The sequence below is a fragment of the Bacillus cereus group sp. N31 genome, assembly GCF_016483245.1.
GTDB classification, from domain to species: Bacteria; Bacillota; Bacilli; order Bacillales; family Bacillaceae_G; genus Bacillus_A; species Bacillus_A toyonensis.
Genome location: NZ_JAEHCH010000018.1, coordinates 21845 through 40505, shown reverse-complemented (window position 1 = coordinate 40505; position 18661 = coordinate 21845). Strand labels below are relative to the sequence as shown.

The following is an 18661-nucleotide window of genomic DNA, read 5'->3' as shown; positions in this document are numbered from 1 at the left end:
GTACAGGAAAAGGATACCTCTTATATCCTTTTCCTCTTCACTCTATTAGGAGGTTTAGGTGAATGACTTTTTGGCAGTTTGCCTTTAAAAATGTAACAAGAAACGCCAGAGCTTATTTCGCCTATTTTGTAAGCAGTGCGTTTTCTATTGCTATTTTTTTCTCATTTGCAGTTTATTTATTTCATCCTAAATTGCATATGACAGACGTGAATTATGCTCTGAACATATTAATGACAATTTCAGAAGTTGTCATTGTGTTCTTTTCATTTTTCTTTTTACTCTATTCAATTGGTACATTTTTAAAGGTTCGTAAAAAACAATTTGGGATTTTAACAGTACTTGGTATATCTCAAAAACAATTAAAGCGACTCATATTTATAGAAAATATGCTGATTGGTGTTCTTTCTATATTTTTTGGCATTCAACTTGGACTTGTTTTTTCACAGTTCTTTTTACTAGTTACCGCCAAAATTACACATGTACCTGGCCTATATTTATATTGGCCGACAGGTGCTATCGTTTTAACTATAATCATCTTTCTTGGACTCTTCATTCTCGTATCATCTTTTACACCGATGCTAATCCGTACGAGAAAAGCTGTACGTCTTTTAAAAGAAGGAAAACAACAAAAAGAAAAAAAAGCATCCGTACTCGTCTCTCTATTTGGTGCGGCATGTTTAATAACTGGATATGTATTAGAATCCAATCCATTATATTTTATGTCGTTAGGCGATATCATTGGGCTTTTATATGCCTTCTCTAGTATACTTGTCATTCCATCGCTTATTGCAGCTGGAACATACTTTTTCTTTTCACAGATTAGTTTTTTACTTATTCGTATATTAAAAACACGAAGAAAGTTTTATATGAAACGAATTAATATGCTTTGGATTTCGGATTTAGCAACGCGCATTCGAACAAATATTAATATGCTATTTATAGTAGCAATGCTATCAACGCTCGCTTTTACAATGATTACATTCTTATATGGATTCGGGAAATTTACAAAGTTTGATGCCATTAGGCAAAACCCTTTCCCGTTTACGTATTTATCACATACTGAAAATACGTTAGCTGATGAACATTTAAACTGGTTAGAACAAAAATTTAATGAAGAGCACTTTACTTATACAAAATTTAAAACAGACATATATGAAGTATCTTCAGCTGAAGATAACGCACAGCTCTATTATGCCATTAAACAAAGTGACTATAATGTACTTGCTAAGGCGTTAAATTGGGAGACTCTCTCGGTGAATAAGAATGAATCTTATATTCTTATGAAAGACTTAGACGATCAAGTTGTTGGAACAATTCATACTAAAGAAAAGAAAAATACTCTTACACTTGCTCAAAACAATTTACAACTACAAGTGAAAGAATATAAAGGTTATAACCCATTCCCAAACAGCTTAATATACCAATTGCTCATACTATCTGATGAAAATGTAGAAACATTATCCACCGTTTCAAAACAGATGAGTGTATATAACTTTAAAGTTAACGATTGGGAAGAAGCACATACTATCGGTTCAGCATTTATAACAAAAATCGATAACGACAATGCAGCTATTCAGGCAGAACATCCACCGTTTCATGCAAGTGAAGCAAGTGACTCTTTATACAACACGAAACTAAACGTTGCTTCATTCTTCTTAATCGGAACTTTTCTTGGTGTTATTTTCTTCATCGGTGCAGGCAGTGTTCTGTATTTCCGAATGTATACAGATTTAACAAATGAGCAAGAAAAGTATATAACGATTACAAAGATTGGATTAACAGCAGACGAAATGAAACAATCTGCTACAATTCAACTTGCGATTCTTTTCTTTGTCCCTTACATTATGGCATCCATCCATACGATGTTCGCGACAAAGATGCTACAAGAGATATTACATCTCTCGTTCTTCGCTGAAATTACAGTCGTACTTATGATTTTTGGAACGGTTGAAATTCTCTTTTTCCTTTTAATTCGTTCCTTTTATATGCAAAAATTATCACAACATATTAAGTTTTAAAAATAGAAAGGTGATTATTATGGAAGAAGTATTACACATAAAAAACGTCTCAAAAGTGTATGAAGGGAAAGTCCCTCATACCGCTTTAAAAAATATAAATTTACACGTGGATAAAGGTGAATTCGTCGCAATTATGGGGCCTTCTGGAAGTGGTAAATCTACGTTTTTAAACGTTATTTCTACAATTGATTCTCCTACTTCTGGAGAAGTCGTAATTAACGGCAAACAACCTCATACATTTCGTAGAGAAAAATTAGCAATTTTCCGCCGTCAAGAATTAGGATTTGTTTTCCAAAACTTTAACCTATTAGATACGTTAACGATTGGAGAAAATATCGTATTACCTTTAACGTTAGATAATGTTCCTTTAAAAGAAATGGACGAAAAGCTCGATAACATCTCAAAGAAACTTGGAATTGATCATATTTTGGACAAACGTATTTTTGAAGTTTCAGGAGGGCAAGCACAGCGTACTGCGGTAGCACGTGCTGTCATTCATCATCCGTCTCTTTTACTTGCGGATGAACCAACAGGAAACTTAGATTCAAAAGCAGCGATTGATGTAATGGAATTATTTACGAAATTAAACAAAGAAGAAGATGCAACGATTTTAATGGTTACGCATGATCCGTTTGCAGCAAGTTATTGTAACCGTGTTATTTTCATTAAAGATGGAGAGCTTTACAATGAACTGCATCGCGGATTGTATCGTGAGAAGTTTTATCAAGAAATATTAGATGTCCTAGCTTTATTAGGAGGAAGACGTGGATGACATTTTGGCAATTCGCATTTAAAAATGTCTCGCGTAATTCTAAAGCATATTTCGCTTATTTTGTAAGTAGTGCTTTTTCTATTATGGTTTTCTTTTCATTTACTGTATATGCGTATCATCCACGCTTACAAAGTGTACAAGGCTTTCAAGATCGGGATCCTCTAATGAACTTAGCTAGTACAGCACAGCTTGTGATCGTTATGTTCTCGTTCTTCTTTCTCTTATATTCAATTGGAACATTTTTAAATGTTCGGAAGCAGCAATTCGGGATACTCACTATTCTTGGTATCTCACAGAGACAATTAAAAAGATTGTTATTTACCGAAAACATGATAATTGGGATATTATCTATCTTTATCGGTATACAGGGTGGTCTTGTATTTTCTAACTTTTTCTTATTAGTCACTTCGAAATTAACAAGTTCAAAAGGTCTTTATTTATATTGGCCAACAGAAGCGGTTATCGTTACAACCGTAACGTTTATCATTTTATTTTTAATCGTTTCTACGTTTACACCAATGTTTATTCGTACTCGAAAAACAACGCAGCTTATTAAGGGAGTTAACAAAAAGAAGAGCGAAAAAAAACCATCTATACTCATTTCACTATTTGCTTTAACTTGTTTAGGACTATGCTATTATATTGCCGGTTATCCGCAAGGCTACATAACGGAAAAAAATGCACAAAATGGGTCTGTATTCTTAATTATGCTATCTATTTTACCGCTCGTAGTAGTTGGGACGTATTTGTTTTTTTCACAAACATTTCTTCTCTTTATCTATATTTTAAAGAAACGAAGAAAGTTTTATTTGAAACAAATAAATATGTTATGGATTTCAGATTTAGTTTCTCGTACCCGCAGTAATATTAATGTACTCTTTATCGTTTCTATGCTATCTGCACTTGCATTTACAATTATTATCGGGTTATTTGCTGCAAACAATCATACGAAAGCATCCATACTAGAACGATATCCAATACCATTCACCTATACATCAGAAGGTGTTAATGCATTTGAACAAAAGCATATTACTACGATTGAAACTGAACTTACAAATGCTAATTTTCAATATGACAAATATAAGTTTACCGTTTTAAAAGATACAGCTTCAAAAGAATCAATTTCCATTATGAAAATGAGTGATTATAACGCAATAGCAAAGCAATTAAACAGACCAGAAATCACTCTTGATTCTACACAAGTTTATAATATTTCTCGCTATTCACCAGCGTTATTAAATCTCGTGTCTAACCCATTTGCGAAGCAGGACACGATTACACTTGGCTCTAATAAAAAAGAATTTCAAATTAAAGGTTTTATTAATAGAGGAATTGAGCCTCCCTTTGCATTACCTCACTTAATTGTGATGCAAGATGAAGTAATTGAAAATATGATTCCTCATATTGAAACAATTACAGTTTATAACTACTTCGTGGAAAATTGGGAAAATGCAATTGTCCCAACAAAAAATATATTAAAAAGCTTAGATCATGATGCAGAAACCTTGTATGAAGCACATAAGGATGAAGAAGATTTCATTAAACCATTTCATATTTATACAGCTACGGATGAACTCGTTCATAGTAAAGGAAATGCGGTTGCTCAGTTCTTTATTTGGGCATTTCTCGGCTTTATTTTCTTTATCGGTGCGGCTAGTGTTTTATACTTCCGTATGTATAACGACTTAACGAATGAAAAACAAAAATACATTACGATTACAAAGCTTGGCTTAACTGAATCAGAAATGTTTCGCTCTGCAACGATTCAATTAGGAATTTTATTTTTCGTTCCTTACATCGTTGCTGGTGTTCACACGTTATTTGCTGTTAAGTTTTTACAAAGTATGTTTTCTTTTTCATTACTAAAAGAGACATGTATTGTACTCACCTTTTTCGGGATTATCGAGATCATTTTCTTCTTCTTAATCCGTTCTCTGTACATTAATAAATTATCACAACATATTAAAACGTGAATAAAATGGCCTTGTGCAATACGCACAAGGCCATTTTCAATAGTTTTTAATTAGCAGCAATATCCACCATAGCCGCCTGCATAACCGCCGTAACCACCATAACCACAACCGCCGCCTCCGCCGAAGCAGCTAGCACCGATGATAATTAATAAAATAAACAATACGATTAGAAGCGCAAAACCGCCGCCGCACCCATGTCTGCGGTTACAATCATCATGTCTGTGTTCACACTTTTCGCTCATTACTCTATTCCTCCTTTAGTATCATTCATAACAAGTTCACCTTGCTCTAAATGAGGGGATTCCATTTATAGTATGTTTTCAGGGCGAATAGGAAGCTTGGCTTACTTAAAAACGGGCTTGTTTCAGAAAATGAGCCTCATTAAAAAATGAATTAGCCTTATCAAGATGTAGGTATAAAAACATTTGACATACTAATAATTTCTTACTAATATTTAATTGAATGATCAATCAATTTTTTAATTATACATTCAAATTATATAAATCAGGAGTTGAATAGCATGACTGATTCTTTTATTGCAGAGGCTAGACGTGAACAAATTATTCTTGCATGTATCGATACATTAGAAGAGGTTGGATATAACAACTTAAGCTTAACGAAGGTAGCAAAAAAAGCTAAGATTAGCACTGGACTTATTTCTTATCATTTTAACGATAAGCTTTATCTTATGAATCGAACATTACAATTTTTAGTTGAGAAACAACATGAATTTATTAGCAATCGAGTACTATTAGCCCAATCTGAAATAAACAAACTAGAGGCTTTTATTGAAGCACATTTGGCTTATCAAGAAACTCATTACAAAAATAATATTGCCTTAATTGAGATTGTCTTTAATGCAAGAAATGAAGAGAATGTTCCTTATTACAGAATCGAAGACGACGAAGAAGATGATGCTCTTAGAACGATGTTATTAGATATTTTGAAGACTGGTCAACAAAATGGAGTGTTTTCTAACTCTTTCCGAATTGACACATTGGCTTCATTTATTTTAGGAGCAATCGAAGAAAGAATGCTAAAGGCGAATTCATCGATATCTATAGAAAATTACTCAGATGAGCTCATAAAAATGGTGAAGAAACTCACTATTTAAATGCCCTGATTTTGAAAAAATATATATTAAGAAAGGATGAACTACAAATGAAAAAGGTATCTGTCATTGGATTAGGTTTTTTAGAAAAATTACTTGCTATAGTAAGTCCAATCCTTTTAGGCGTTATTGGATATTTTTCACCTAAATTAATAGAGATTATAAAAAAGATTCCTCTTTTTTCTGACTCAAAAATTATAGAACTTTTAAATTCTATTAACCCTTTTTGGCTTCCAATTATCCTCATGTTAATTGGCACTATTGCAGGGATTTTATTTTCTTTAATTATTTATAGTGACGCTTTAAAAATGAACATTACTTCGGAAAGCATTCACGTGAATAAGGACGATCACAAGAAACAAATCACCAGGTCAAATGTAAAAGCCGTTTTTGTAGATAAGCGTCAAGTGATTATCATTGATCAAGAAGACCGAGAATGGTTACGTGAAACATCTGACATTAACCCAAGCAAAATTAAAGATACTTTCGTAATGCACGGCTTCCCCTGGGTGGAACAAGATCCTTATAAACATGAGTATAGCTTATGGAAATTAGAGGATGAGCGATTTAATAAAAGCATAAATACTATTTTGTATGAAAGACGAAATGCTCTTCGAGAAGGAAACTCGAAAAAAAAGAAGCATTTACGCAAAGATTTGAATGAGCTAGGAGTCTTTGTCAAAGACGATGGAGAAGATCAGTATGTACGTTCCATTAAGTAGTAGAAAGCACAAAAAACGAATAAAACCTACAGAGAAATTACATTTCCTCTGTAGGTTTTATTCGTTTAAATCTGATCTCCTCTCCTAAAGAAACATATTCAACACAAGGGCAAAACCGAATGCAATAAATGATAACAATGTTTCCAGCACCGTCCACGTTTTAAACGTTTCCTTCACCGTCAAACCTAAATACTCTTTTACAAGCCAGAAGCCTGCATCATTTACGTGAGAAAACATTAATGATCCTGCACCGGTTGCTATAACGAGCAATTCTAAATTTACACCAGACATATGCTGAATAACTGGTGAAACAATTCCTGCTGCTGTCGTTAATGCTACTGTAGCTGATCCGGTCGCTATTCGAATTAATCCAGCTACCATGAAAGCTAAGACGATTGGTGATAACGATATATGTTCTGCCATTTGCGCAATCGCCGTTCCAACTCCACTTTCAATTAATATTTGTTTAAACCCACCACCTGCACCAATTATTAAAATAATTGAGCCTACAGGTAGTAAACTTTCATCTGTTAATCTTTTTATCATCTTTTTATTAATTCCTTGTTTGATGCCAAGTAAATAAAATGCTGCAAAACATGAAATAAGTAAAGCGATTACTGGACTTCCTATAAAGACTAAAAATTCAGTTATTTTTATTGGTAAAGAAATATACGGTGCAACTACTGATAAAATCATTAACACGACTGGCAGTAAAATAATAAAAAACGAAACTTTACGACTTGGTAAATCGGTTGATACAGTCGTAACTCGAACAAGCTCCGGTTCATTTTCAGGTATAACCCTCTTATGTACCCACTTCGCAAATATCGGCCCTGCGATGATGGCTGTTGGTAACGCGATAATTAATGAATATAAAAGTACTTTTCCTAAGTTTGCATTATAAATCCCGATTGCAGTCATCGCACCTGGATGCGGAGGCACTAGCCCATGCACAATCGATAATCCAGCAATAACAGGTAACGCAATTAACAATATATTTTGCTTCGTCGTTTTTCGAATGGAAATAACAAGTGGTAATAAAATGACGATCCCCACTTCAAAAAAGACTGGAATCCCTATAACAAACCCTGCAGATAACATAGCCCAAGGTAATTTTTTTACGCCGAAAAATCGAATAAAGAAATCTGCAACTTGCATGCCTGCCCCTGAATCAGACATCATTTTCCCTAAGATAGTTCCGAGAGCCAAAATGCCAACTAAATGCCCTAATACACTACCAACACCAGTTTCATAGGCAGCCACTATTTTCGTTAAGTTCAGTCCAGACATAATAGCTAAAAATAAACTAGCAACTGTTAAACTAATAAATGCATGCCATTTCCACCATGATACCCCTAAAATGACAATTGCGATCGCAAGTAACGTGACGATTAATAAGTATATATCCATCTCTCATTCCCCTTACTTTTATAAAAAAAGAGGGAAAATCCCCTCTTTTTTATACGTCATAATTCACTACATAATGCTGCATTTCTGTATTGTAGTAGCCTTCGCTATATTCAATTACTTCGCCAACTTCATCGTAAGAATAGCGCATACGTTTTAATAACGCTGTCCCCTCTTTTTCACCTAACGATTCTGCAACGAAACTGGGCGCAAGTCCAACTGCGAATTCATCTCTGAAGTTTTCTAAATGTATACCTCGGTCTTCGACTAAATCATAAAGTGATTGTAAATCAAAGTCCGATAAGTCTGTACTTGCCATTTTCGCTGAGAAATAGTGCGTATAATGAATATATGGCGCATCATTTAACGTATATAAACGTTCAATACGAAAACTCTCTTTACCGAATAAGCGAAATGGCACTGTTCCTTCTTCATTATGAACGACTTCTGCCTTTAGCAATTTCTTTTGTACTTTATATCCTTCTTCCACTAACACTTCAGTAAATTTCTTACCCTTTGACAGTTTTGTCGCAGAAGTATTACGGATGACTTTCGTTCCTTTACCGCTTTTCTTTTCCAAATATCCTTCTTGAGCGAGTTCTTTAATCGCATTACGTACTGTAATTTTACTCACTTTGAACTCTTCCTCTAATTGTGGTTCTGAAGGAATATTCGTATGAATCGCATATACACCATGCAATATTCGATCACGAATAATATTTTTTATTTGTAAATATAATGGTCCTTTTTTTCTCGTTACGTTCACCGTTACACCCACTACCTTTCTACATCACCTACTGATGCCGTCATTGCCCGAAGTATATCCTTCTCTGATGACATTGGCGTATCACCGACGATTGTATGTGCAAGCATGCCAGCTGCTGACGCAAATGAAACAGCTTTCTCTGGTGCAAACTCTTCTATCTCGCCATGAATAATCCCGCTCGTATAAGCATCTCCAGCACCTATTCTATCATATACAGAAAACGTAAGTGTTTTTGCAAAAGTGAACGTTCCATCTTTACATATAAACCCGCACAGTGAATGTGTATTATCACCGTTAATAGAGCGATGTGTACCAGCGATTGTAGCAATATGATACGTTTCAGCTACCTTTGGAATAAGATCAACAAGTTGTGCCTCTCGCTCCGTTTCTTCTGTTTTCATTCCTAAAACAAACATCGCATCTTTTTCGTTCATCATAACGATATCAGCAAGTCCTAGCATTTCTTCATAATGCGGTTTTGCCTGTTCATATCCGTCTTCTCCCCAAAGTGATGGACGATAATTACAATCAAAAACGACGGCTCCTCCGTTTTCTTTAACTGCTCTCGCTAAAGACTTCATATGATGGCGCACCGTATCATTCATCGCAAGTGTAATACCGCAAAAATGAACGATATCAATTTCCTTAGCAATTTCTTCAAATTGGTACATCTCTTCAGACGCCGTATTGAAGCTACTTTCTAGTCGATTCGAATACGTAACGCGGCTTGCACGTGCACCGAATCCATTTTCTAAAAAATACATACCTACATATTTACCGCCTCTTGAAACAAGAGAAGTTTGAATCCCTAACTTTTGAATGTAAGATACAGCTGCATCTCCAACCGAATTTTCCGGTAAAGTTGAAATAAGAAGCCCTTCATGCCCTAAATGAGAAAGTGCCGCTGCAACGTTCACACCTGTACCTGAAAATGAGTAATTTAGCGTGTTAGCTTGCGACAACAATTCATATCCAGGTACTTGCAGGCGCATCATTACTTCGCCGAACGCTGCAATTTTCTTACGCATATTGATCAACTAGCTTCTTCACGACTGCTAATAATTCACGCACATCTTCTACTTTCGTGTTACCAGTTTCTTTATTAATAATAGAAGAGTACACGTGCGGGATAACTTGCTCTACATTTGCTTCAAGCGCAATGCGTACAATTGTTTCAAAGTTTTCTTTATCAATTCCGCCTGTTGGCTCTAATGCGAATCCTTCTTCCGCACAAGCTTTCGCGACTGCACGATATTCTTCTTCGTGAGCTAGCCCTTTCATTGGGAAGTACTTCAATGAATTTCCGCCCATATCACGTACAAGTGCGATCGCTGTTTTAATTGGAACGATTGCTTTTTCTTCCCCAGCTGCACTAATTGGACCAGTAGAAATATTTACGTACCCTACTTTTCCTGTTGGTGATACTAAACTATTAATCCAGCTATCTTTTCCGCTGAGATTTGCACGTGTCGCTCCAACTGAAGGGAACACTTGGTTAATATGGCTACCAGGATAATGCTTCGCAATTTCAGCCACAACTGCCGCTTGGCGATTATCTCCTGCTCCTAGTCCAATTGATACAGCATCCTCAATTTCTTTTCCGTATGCTTTCATCGCCGTAACTGCTTCTTCTACTGTTGGGTAGTCTTTTGATAACACTCCCACTACTACATAACCTTCTGCTGCTTCAAAAATATCTTTCGCATTTTCTATATTGTTTGCCAATACATTTAATGCTACGCGGCCTTTATAAAAACGTTTTTGAATGTTTGTCATTTTAGTTTCCCCCTACAATTTCTCTCATTTTTTCTTCAATCACATGTATGTCATCACCTTGAAGTGGACGTGGATCGATATCAAAGAATCCTTGTCTTACTCCGTAATCACGTGTATAAATGGCAATTTCCCCTTCGCGTAATGCTGTCACAACATCTTTTGCTGATTTATTTAATTGTGTCTCGTTAATATGAATACGAGCTCTAAAGATTGCTCTTCCGGCTTCATCTTGAACGATCGTTACATTTACGCCGTTTAATTCTTTTAGCGGTATAAGTACTTGTAACAATTCTTTTTCTTGCTCGCTCTTATCTTCTTTTACTCCGTACTCATCAAGCGCTTGAAGTAAGCCAAATGTTGTTTCTTTCCCAACCTTCATACTTCTTCCGATGCAATGTAATTGCACTTTCAGCCACTCAATATACTTTCTTTTACCGCCCACAATACCAGAAGTAGGCCCTTCAATCGCCTTTGAACCACTATAAATGGCAAGGTCTGAATACTTCACATATTTTTGAATGTCTTCTTCAGCTGCCGCATCGACGATAAGCGGGATGTTATTTCGCTGCGCAACTTCCCATGCTTCTTCAACAGAAATCATATTTTTTTGTACTGCATGATGGGATTTCACATAAAGAATCGCCGCTGTATTTTCACCAATCGCATCTTCAATATGCTCTGCTTTCCCTTCATTTGCATAGCCAACTTCTACAAGTTTACCGCCGCCTAAGTAAATCATCGTTTCAACAGGAGCACCGTATTGAACGTTATGACCTTTTAACATAATCACTTCGTTTTTCGCGATGACCTCTTGATGAAGTCTTTCACTTTTACGGCGATTTCCTTCTGTAACGATACCCGCGATAGAAAGCGCAATTCCGCTCGATGCTGAGTTCACAACAATCGCTGCCTCTGACTCTAGAATTCTCGCAATATGGTCTCCTGCTTTATCTACTAAATCAGCAATTTCCACATAATTTTGTCCACCATGTTTCATCGCATCCATAACTGTATTTGCCGGAGCGGATACACCTAAAATACTCATTCTACCGCTCGCATTAATTACTCTTTTTAATCCGTACTTAGCATTCAATGAATGACCCATTGATTACAACCCCTTTCGTATCAATCCTTTTTTCAGCAATGCGCTGATCCCCTTCTGAATCAATTAACGTAACCTTCTCATCTTTCACTGTAAATAAAGTTAAATTTGCAATATCGCCTTCTTGAATGCGGCCAAGCTCAGGTTTCTTAAGCCACTCTGCTGCATGTTTCGTAACCGCATCAATCACTTCTTCTAGCGGATAACCAAAGTAAAGGAATTTCGAAAGAACGTGAGCCATACTATACACTGGACCGTGTATACGGTTCTTCCGGTAAATATCTGTACTAATTGTATTAAGCGCAATACCGTAACGCTTCGCCGCTTCTGCTACTTTAAAAGAAAAACTAGCATTACCATGACCAACATCTAAATGTACGCCGCGATTCACTGCATCTAGTAACACAGGTAGCGGTTTGCCTTCTTCATCAAATAAATTATTTTCTTTCCCGTTTAAATAATGTGTAATGACATCATCTTTTTCTAAAAGAGGTACAACTTCCTCAATGCGAGGAGGCGCTGAACCGATATGTACCATAATTGGCAATGATGTTTCACGGGATAAATCACGCGCTATATGAAGTGGTTCAATTCCACTATCACAAACGACACTTTTACTCATTCTCGCCTTTAACCCAACGATTACATCTTTATACTTTTCTACTGCTTCTATTACTTTCTCTTTATCTATCCATTCCATATTGGATAATTCATCAATTCGTTTTAAACCGATGCGAGAAATATTTAAAAAGGCAAATAAATTCGTTTTTGCCTGCTCTCTACTTTTTACTAAATCTGCAATGCGATCAGCTCCGCAGCTACCTGCATCAACAATTGTCGTTACCCCTTGCTTAACGCCAATTTCATCCACCTCATCGCCATACGGATCAAACTCTGGAAAAGCGTGAACGTGCAAATCAATCCAGCCACTTGATACGTAAGTACCAGAGTAATCAAGAACCTTTCCACCTTCGCCAGCACCAGCTTTCGTCACCTGTGCGATTTTATTATTTTCAATTACAATGTCAATCTCTTCCCCGTTCACACGTTTCACATTACGTAGTACGAATCGTTCTGTCATTGTACTTCCACCCTTTTCTATAAGAAGCCATAAGAATACGCTTACATTAAAATTTCATTTTTCTTTATCTCTTTCACACGTTTAGAGTAGCACAAAAAAAGGAAGAAGTAAATATAACGTTATAATGTTTAAAAGCAAATAAAAAGATGCTCCTCAAAATGCGATAGTACAGGAAATTATATCAACGATTTTTCGAATATATCTATCATAACTTACAATATATCAACGATTTTTCAATTATATCTATCGTAACTCAAAATATATCAACGATTCGACAAGGAATATCGATTTACCGACAAAAAACGCCAATCCCTTTCTTATATACGAAAAGGCTGCTCCAAAACGGAACAACCTCTTTATCTATTCCTGAACCGTCACAATAACCCCATCCATATTGTTCCCCGAAATTTCATACTGCTTATTTACTGGGACATTTACGTTCATATTCTCTGAAACTTTATAATAAGAAACCGTATATTTCTTGCCTTCCACCTCAGTTGAAATTTCTTTTTCCTCTTTTAAGAACTCTAAATATTCCTCTAGCGTAAAATTCTTTTTTTGCATAATTGCGCTATGAGGTAAACCGACGTAACGTATATGCCATGGCTCATATTGAATGCCTGTAATGTTACTTTTATTTTTCGGGTAGCGTAATACAAAGCCATGCTTCCATACGTTCTCTTCCACCCACTTACCTTCAGGAGCCCTCTCCATTTTCTTTTGAGTAGACCCAACATCGAGTGATAATCCTAAATTATGCTCACTGTATCCTGCTGGGAGTGCATAATCTAATCCCATTTCTTTATATAATTTACTTTGTTCTTGAAAATCTCGGTACCCGCTACTCATTAGGAAATGCTGTACTCCATCTTTTCCAGCCGCATCGACAACGTTCAAAAACTTTTTTACAACACCCTTTGATAAGCGAAGGTTTCTATCAAATATTACATAACCTCTTACTAATTCACTATTATGATTTACATTTATAATATCAGACCTAATACTATCTTTCTTTACTGGGTAATCTTTATTAACTAATAGTAGATCCCCTTTATAAATTTGTTCTTTTGTAACCTCTACCTTTTCCATACTTGCAGTCTTTACTGCACTATTTTCCCCGCCGATTTTCACATCAATTTCCTTTTGAAATAACGGTGATATATAAACGCCTACACAGATTGTGCATGCTATAAAAAAAGAAATAAATACCCACTTTTTCATTTCTAGTTCCTCCTTAACGTAACTTACGTATAGAATAGAAAAAACTATTAAAATAAAAAGTGGGGTAAAGTTTAAATTTTTATTAAATTGTTACGTTCTCGTCTTTTGGCAATCTCACTTCAAATAGCGTTCTAACTACATTACTTTCAGCAGAAATCGTACCGTTATGCTGCTCGACAATATTTTTTGCAATAAATAGTCCAAGACCTGTCCCGCCACGGTTCTCGGTTCTCGCTTTATCACCTGTATAAAACATATCAAATAGATACGGTAAATCTTCTTCTGGAATGCTATCTCCGTAATTCATAACTTGCACGACAACTTCTCCATTATCGACATACCCATTCATATCAACAAATTGTCCATCATATCCGTATCGAACAGCATTTGTTAACAAGTTTTCAAATACTCTAGCTAACAATTTTCCATCACCGTGCATCGGTAAATGAGCATCAACATGCAATCTAGCTTCTAAATGATGTTTCTCTAATAACGGATATAATTCCTCTTCTAACTGTATAAGCAACTCACTTATATCAATAGGCTTTTTATCCAGCTTTAGCATGCCATAATTCATACGTGTAATTTCAAATAGCTCATCAATTAAACTTTCTAGCCTTTGTGATTTCGTATATGCAATCGTGGAAAAATGTTTAATTTGTTCCTTCGTCAAATTCTCATCTTTAAGAATTAAATCTAAATATCCTAACACGGATGTTAATGGCGTTCTTAAATCATGAGCTAAATTCACAACGAGCTGATCTTTACTACTTTCAGCAAAGTCGCCTCTTTCCACAGCTTCTTTTAACTTTTCACTCGCAACATTTATTTCGCGCGCGATATTTCCAAACTCATCATTTGATGAAACTTGAACTTTATTTGTAAAGTTACCGTTCGCAAGATGATGAATCCCACTAGAAATTTCATCAAAGTATTTTAAATACGGTTTTGTCAAAAAGAAGAAAAAGATAATAGATAACGGAATAAAGAAAATTAAAAAGAAGTTAATGTCCCCAAATTCCCTTACCATTGATCGAAATTGCGCTAAAGGCTCTTCGTAGCGAACCATCTTTTTATAATACAGCTGCAATCCTTTATAAATTATATAAGTTACAGTTGCTGCAAGCACCATACTTAACGCAAATAAGACAATCATTTTAAAACGAAAGCTTTTCATCATGTTAGCCATTGAAAGTATAACCTACCCCCCACACTGTTTTTATTAACTTATCCTTTCTTTTATCTTCCCCAAGCTTTTTCCGTAACGTACGAATATGTACCATAACTGTATTTCCACCTTCATAATAATCATCTGCCCATACTTGCTGAAAAATATTTTCCACATTGTACACTTTCTTCGGATGACTCGCTAATAAATATAAAATGTCAAATTCTTTCGGTGTTAACTCAATTTGCTCTCCATATACATTTACCGTTCGGCGCTCAGGATCAATAATGACTCCGCCAATCTCTAAAGCAGACTTACTTTCCGCTACTTTCGGTTGATTTAACGTAAAAAACCTACGCAGTTGTGCATTTACACGTGCAACTAGTTCTATTGGTGTGAAAGGCTTCGTCATATAATCATCCGCACCTAGTACAAGACCTGTCACCTTATCGAAGTCAGATGTTTTCGCGCTTAAGAAAATAATCGGCATATGATATTTGGCGCGAATCTGTCTCGTCACTTCATATCCATCCATTTTCGGCATCATAATATCTAAAACCACTAAGTCAATTGGCTGCGTTTTAATAATATGCACCGCTTCTTCTCCATCGGCTGCTTTCACAACATGATACCCTTCTTTTTTTAAATGTATCTCAATTAAATCAGCAATTTCTGCCTCATCATCAGCTATCAAAATTGAAATGCGCTTCATCTTACTCCCCCTTTATACGCTCGATTTTAAACTAGTCTATCCAATTTGTACAATACAAAAAAGGCTACCCGTTTGAGTAGCCTTAGTAAATGAAATTATATCGACCATAACTTGAATTATATCGGCGATTTTCCAATTATATCGACCGTAACTCGAATTATATCAGCGATTATTGAAATATATCGACTTACCGACAATTAACGACAAAACCCTCTCGCTATTTGCGGACAGCCTAACGAAACTTCCATTTACCGCTCAAACACAATCCGCTGCTTCGTGATTTCATCCAGTCTCTTGCGGTCTACTTCATACTCAGCTTCAACACTTTGCGGTACAATCACTTTCCCGCCCTTAAGCATCACTTCCGGCGAAATAATATCCTGCTCCCAATGTCTACTAGAAGCGGATATATCACCAGGAATCGTAAAGTTCGGCAATGAAGCAAGCGCAACGTTTTGTGCTCGTGATATGCCCATCTCTACCATACCGCCGCACCAAACTGGTATGTTATGCTCCATACAATAATTATGGATTTGAATAGATTCTGTTAATCCGCCCACTCGTCCTGGTTTAATGTTAACAATTTGGCAACTGCCAAGTGTAATCGCAACGCGCGCATCTTCTAAACTATGGATGCTTTCATCTAAACAAATCGGCGTTTCAATTTTCTTTTGCAGCTGTGCATGATCAAGAAAATCGTAATCCGCTAGCGGTTGTTCAATCATCAGCAATTGAAATTCATCTAGTCGTTTCAGCCTCTCCGTATCCGCTAATGTATAGGCTGAATTTGCATCAGCCATTAACGGGATATTCGGAAACTCTTTACGAATTTCTTTCAATAATTCGTAATCATGCTCTGGCTTTATTTTCACTTTAAAACGCTCGTATCCTTCTTCCGCGTACTTCTCGATTTGTTTTAGCATAACCGGAATCGTATTGATCCCGATTACAACGCCGACCTCAATTTCAGACTTCGTTCCGCCAAGCAATGTCGCTAGCGGTTTCTTTTGACGCGTCGCATATAAATCCCAAACAGCCCCTTCTATTCCGGCCTTTGCCATTCGGTTTCTCTTTATATGCTGGAACAAACTCGGCACTTCATTCGGATGAGAGATTTCAGTTTCCAATAAATCCGGTATTAAAAAATCCTGAAGTACATGCAGTGCTGTCTTCACCGTTTCTTCCGTATACCACGGTTCAGAAAAAGCAACGACTTCACCAAAACCAACGTATCCATCTTTATCTTCTAATTCAACGACCATACTCTCACGCCTTTCGTAAGTTCCGTAGCTTGCAGCAAACGGGATTACGAGTGGCATTTCCGTTATATAAAGTGTCACTTTTTTTATCTCCACCTACATCTCCTCCACTAATTGTCTTAACTCTCGTCTTAACAATTTTTTCGAAGCGTTTCGTGGTAATTCCTCTAAGAAACACACTTTCTTCGGCACTTTATATTTCGCTAATTTCTCCTCGCAAAAATGAAGAATTTCTTCTTCTGTTACCTCTCCGCTTTTTACAACAAAAGCAGCTGGCACTTGTCCCCAACTTTCGTCAGCCATACCGACAACACCGGCTTCTGCTACTGCAGGATGAGAGAGTAACACTTCTTCAATTTGAGCTGGATATATATTTTCTCCCCCAGAAATAATTAAATCACTGCGGCGGTCTAATACGTATAAAAATCCTTCTTCATCTAAATAACCGAGGTCACCAGTATGAAGCCAGCCATTTTGAATTGTTTCACGCGTCGCATCTTCACGGTTAAAATAGCCACCTGTTACGTTCGGTCCTTTTACAACAATCTCTCCTTCAGCATGTGGAGGCACTACTGCGCCGTCTTTTTCAATACGAAGCTGACATTGGAATAGTGGTTTTCCAGCTGATCCTACTTTCGTTAACATGTAATCTGCTGATAACGTACAAATTTGCGAAGACGTTTCTGTCATACCGTACGTTTGATACACAGGAATTCTTTTTTCTACACACGTTTCTAATAACGGTTTCGGCGCTGGCCCTCCGCCTAGTAACATGCATCGTAAAGAAGAGGGATATATCCCTTCTCCAAGTCGTTCTAAAAGATCTGTTAACATTTTAGAAACGACAGAAATAATCGTAACGCCTCTCGTTTGAAGTGCTTCATGAATAAAATTAGCATCATATTTCGGAACGAGTAAAATGCGCATACCGTACATAATATTTTTCATTAACAGAGATAGCCCGCCAACGTGGAACATCGGCATACAAGCTAACCAGCAATCATCATCACGAAGCCCTAAATTAAGCGCAGAACCGACTGCGCTTGCCCAATGATTACCGTACGTTAAAATAACGCCTTTCGGCTTCCCTGTCGTCCCAGACGTATAAATAATTGTCATCGCTTCTTCTAAAGAGAATTCTTCCTGTATAGATGCTTCCGCCTTCGATCCATTCATCACTTCAGCGAATGAATATACAGGGACATCTGTAGTCTCAAAATCTTGATCCGTCACTAAACAAACAACTTCAGCATCATCCATTTGCCAAAGTAGCTCTTCTCTTGAAAGACGCGTATTTAAAAGCACAGCTACTGCACCTACGTAAGATAGGGCGTGAATAACTGTAATCATCTCCATACCATTTTTCATCAGAACAGCCACTTTTTGCGCCCGCTTCACTCCAACGTGCGTGAGGTGTTCACAAACAGATACTACTTTTTCATGCAACTGCATAAAAGTAACCTTTTCGTCCTCTATTTCAATTGCAGTACGCTCTGGTGTTAAAAACGCACGTTGCTTTAACCAGTTAGGCATCGTCTCCATCATTCATTCTCCTTTCATGAAAGAAAGAGAC

Annotated in this window: 17 protein-coding genes; 5 read left to right on the top strand and 12 right to left on the bottom strand. The window is 36.5% G+C overall.

The window, feature by feature from the left end; all coding sequences use genetic code 11:
- The first annotated feature begins 62 nt into the window (after window positions 1–62).
- Genes JDS81_RS20295 through JDS81_RS20285 form a run of 3 tightly spaced genes read left to right on the top strand, consistent with a single transcriptional unit; the run spans window position 63 to window position 4763 of the window.
- Window positions 63–2018 carry an FtsX-like permease family protein gene (locus tag JDS81_RS20295; RefSeq protein ID WP_097953559.1) on the top strand — a complete coding sequence of 652 codons (1956 nt, stop codon included), beginning with the start codon at window positions 63–65 and terminating at the stop codon, window positions 2016–2018.
- 19 nt (window positions 2019–2037) lie between these two features.
- Window positions 2038–2790, top strand: a complete 753-nt coding sequence (locus JDS81_RS20290; protein WP_000393256.1) for an ABC transporter ATP-binding protein — start codon at window positions 2038–2040, stop codon at window positions 2788–2790.
- Window positions 2787–4763, top strand: a complete 1977-nt coding sequence (locus JDS81_RS20285; protein WP_000144930.1) for an FtsX-like permease family protein — start codon at window positions 2787–2789, stop codon at window positions 4761–4763. The genes JDS81_RS20290 and JDS81_RS20285 overlap by 4 nt, the downstream gene beginning before the upstream one ends.
- A 50-nt stretch (window positions 4764–4813) precedes the next feature.
- Here JDS81_RS20285 and JDS81_RS20280 read toward each other — a convergent pair whose 3' ends face one another.
- A complete protein-coding gene (locus tag JDS81_RS20280; RefSeq protein WP_001290392.1) occupies window positions 4814–5005 on the bottom strand; it encodes a YjcZ family sporulation protein in 192 nt (63 codons plus the stop codon).
- Between the two features lie 278 nt (window positions 5006–5283).
- On the opposite strand from JDS81_RS20280, the gene JDS81_RS20275 reads away from it, so the two are divergent.
- Together JDS81_RS20275 and JDS81_RS20270 are read left to right on the top strand one after the other, a co-directional pair.
- Window positions 5284–5877: a TetR/AcrR family transcriptional regulator gene (locus tag JDS81_RS20275; RefSeq protein WP_097953560.1), complete on the top strand. Its 594-nt coding sequence runs from the start codon at window positions 5284–5286 to the stop codon at window positions 5875–5877.
- Between the two features lie 47 nt (window positions 5878–5924).
- Window positions 5925–6596 carry a YqeB family protein gene (locus JDS81_RS20270; protein ID WP_097953561.1) on the top strand — a complete coding sequence of 224 codons (672 nt, stop codon included), beginning with the start codon at window positions 5925–5927 and terminating at the stop codon, window positions 6594–6596.
- 84 nt (window positions 6597–6680) lie between these two features.
- Here the strand turns inward: JDS81_RS20270 and gntP are convergent, their stop codons facing one another.
- The 11 genes from gntP to JDS81_RS20215 all read right to left on the bottom strand — a co-directional run bounded on the left by gntP (window position 6681) and on the right by JDS81_RS20215 (window position 18630).
- Window positions 6681–8006 carry a gluconate permease GntP gene (gene gntP / locus JDS81_RS20265; protein WP_097953562.1) on the bottom strand — a complete coding sequence of 442 codons (1326 nt, stop codon included), beginning with the start codon at window positions 8004–8006 and terminating at the stop codon, window positions 6681–6683.
- 49 nt (window positions 8007–8055) lie between these two features.
- On the bottom strand, window positions 8056–8781 hold the full coding sequence (locus JDS81_RS20260; protein ID WP_000539290.1) for a GntR family transcriptional regulator: 726 nt from the start codon (window positions 8779–8781) through the stop codon (window positions 8056–8058).
- Window positions 8781–9797, bottom strand: coding sequence for a sugar kinase (locus JDS81_RS20255; protein WP_097953563.1), 1017 nt, complete (start codon window positions 9795–9797; stop codon window positions 8781–8783). Before JDS81_RS20255 ends, JDS81_RS20260 begins: the two co-directional genes overlap by 1 nt.
- Window positions 9790–10545, bottom strand: coding sequence for a 2-dehydro-3-deoxy-phosphogluconate aldolase (dagF, locus tag JDS81_RS20250; protein WP_097953564.1), 756 nt, complete (start codon window positions 10543–10545; stop codon window positions 9790–9792). The genes JDS81_RS20255 and dagF overlap by 8 nt, the downstream gene beginning before the upstream one ends.
- A gap of 1 nt (window position 10546) precedes the next feature.
- A complete protein-coding gene (locus JDS81_RS20245) occupies window positions 10547–11650 on the bottom strand; it encodes a DgaE family pyridoxal phosphate-dependent ammonia lyase (protein ID WP_097953565.1) in 1104 nt (367 codons plus the stop codon).
- On the bottom strand, window positions 11628–12728 hold the full coding sequence (locus JDS81_RS20240; RefSeq protein WP_097953566.1) for an amidohydrolase/deacetylase family metallohydrolase: 1101 nt from the start codon (window positions 12726–12728) through the stop codon (window positions 11628–11630). Before JDS81_RS20240 ends, JDS81_RS20245 begins: the two co-directional genes overlap by 23 nt.
- Before the next feature lie 360 nt (window positions 12729–13088).
- Entirely contained in the window at window positions 13089–13949 is an 861-nt protein-coding gene (locus tag JDS81_RS20235; RefSeq protein ID WP_097953567.1) for a M15 family metallopeptidase, read from the bottom strand.
- An 82-nt stretch (window positions 13950–14031) separates the two neighbouring features.
- Window positions 14032–15138 carry a sensor histidine kinase gene (locus tag JDS81_RS20230; RefSeq protein ID WP_097953568.1) on the bottom strand — a complete coding sequence of 369 codons (1107 nt, stop codon included), beginning with the start codon at window positions 15136–15138 and terminating at the stop codon, window positions 14032–14034.
- Complete coding sequence (locus tag JDS81_RS20225) at window positions 15131–15829, bottom strand: response regulator transcription factor (RefSeq protein WP_000822514.1); 699 nt, start codon at window positions 15827–15829, stop codon at window positions 15131–15133. Before JDS81_RS20225 ends, JDS81_RS20230 begins: the two co-directional genes overlap by 8 nt.
- A gap of 248 nt (window positions 15830–16077) precedes the next feature.
- Window positions 16078–17184 (bottom strand): o-succinylbenzoate synthase, encoded by a 1107-nt coding sequence (gene menC / locus JDS81_RS20220; protein WP_097953569.1) that lies wholly within the window; start codon window positions 17182–17184, stop codon window positions 16078–16080.
- Window positions 17185–18630: an o-succinylbenzoate--CoA ligase gene (locus tag JDS81_RS20215; protein WP_142311452.1), complete on the bottom strand. Its 1446-nt coding sequence runs from the start codon at window positions 18628–18630 to the stop codon at window positions 17185–17187.
- Window positions 18631–18661 lie beyond the last annotated feature (31 nt).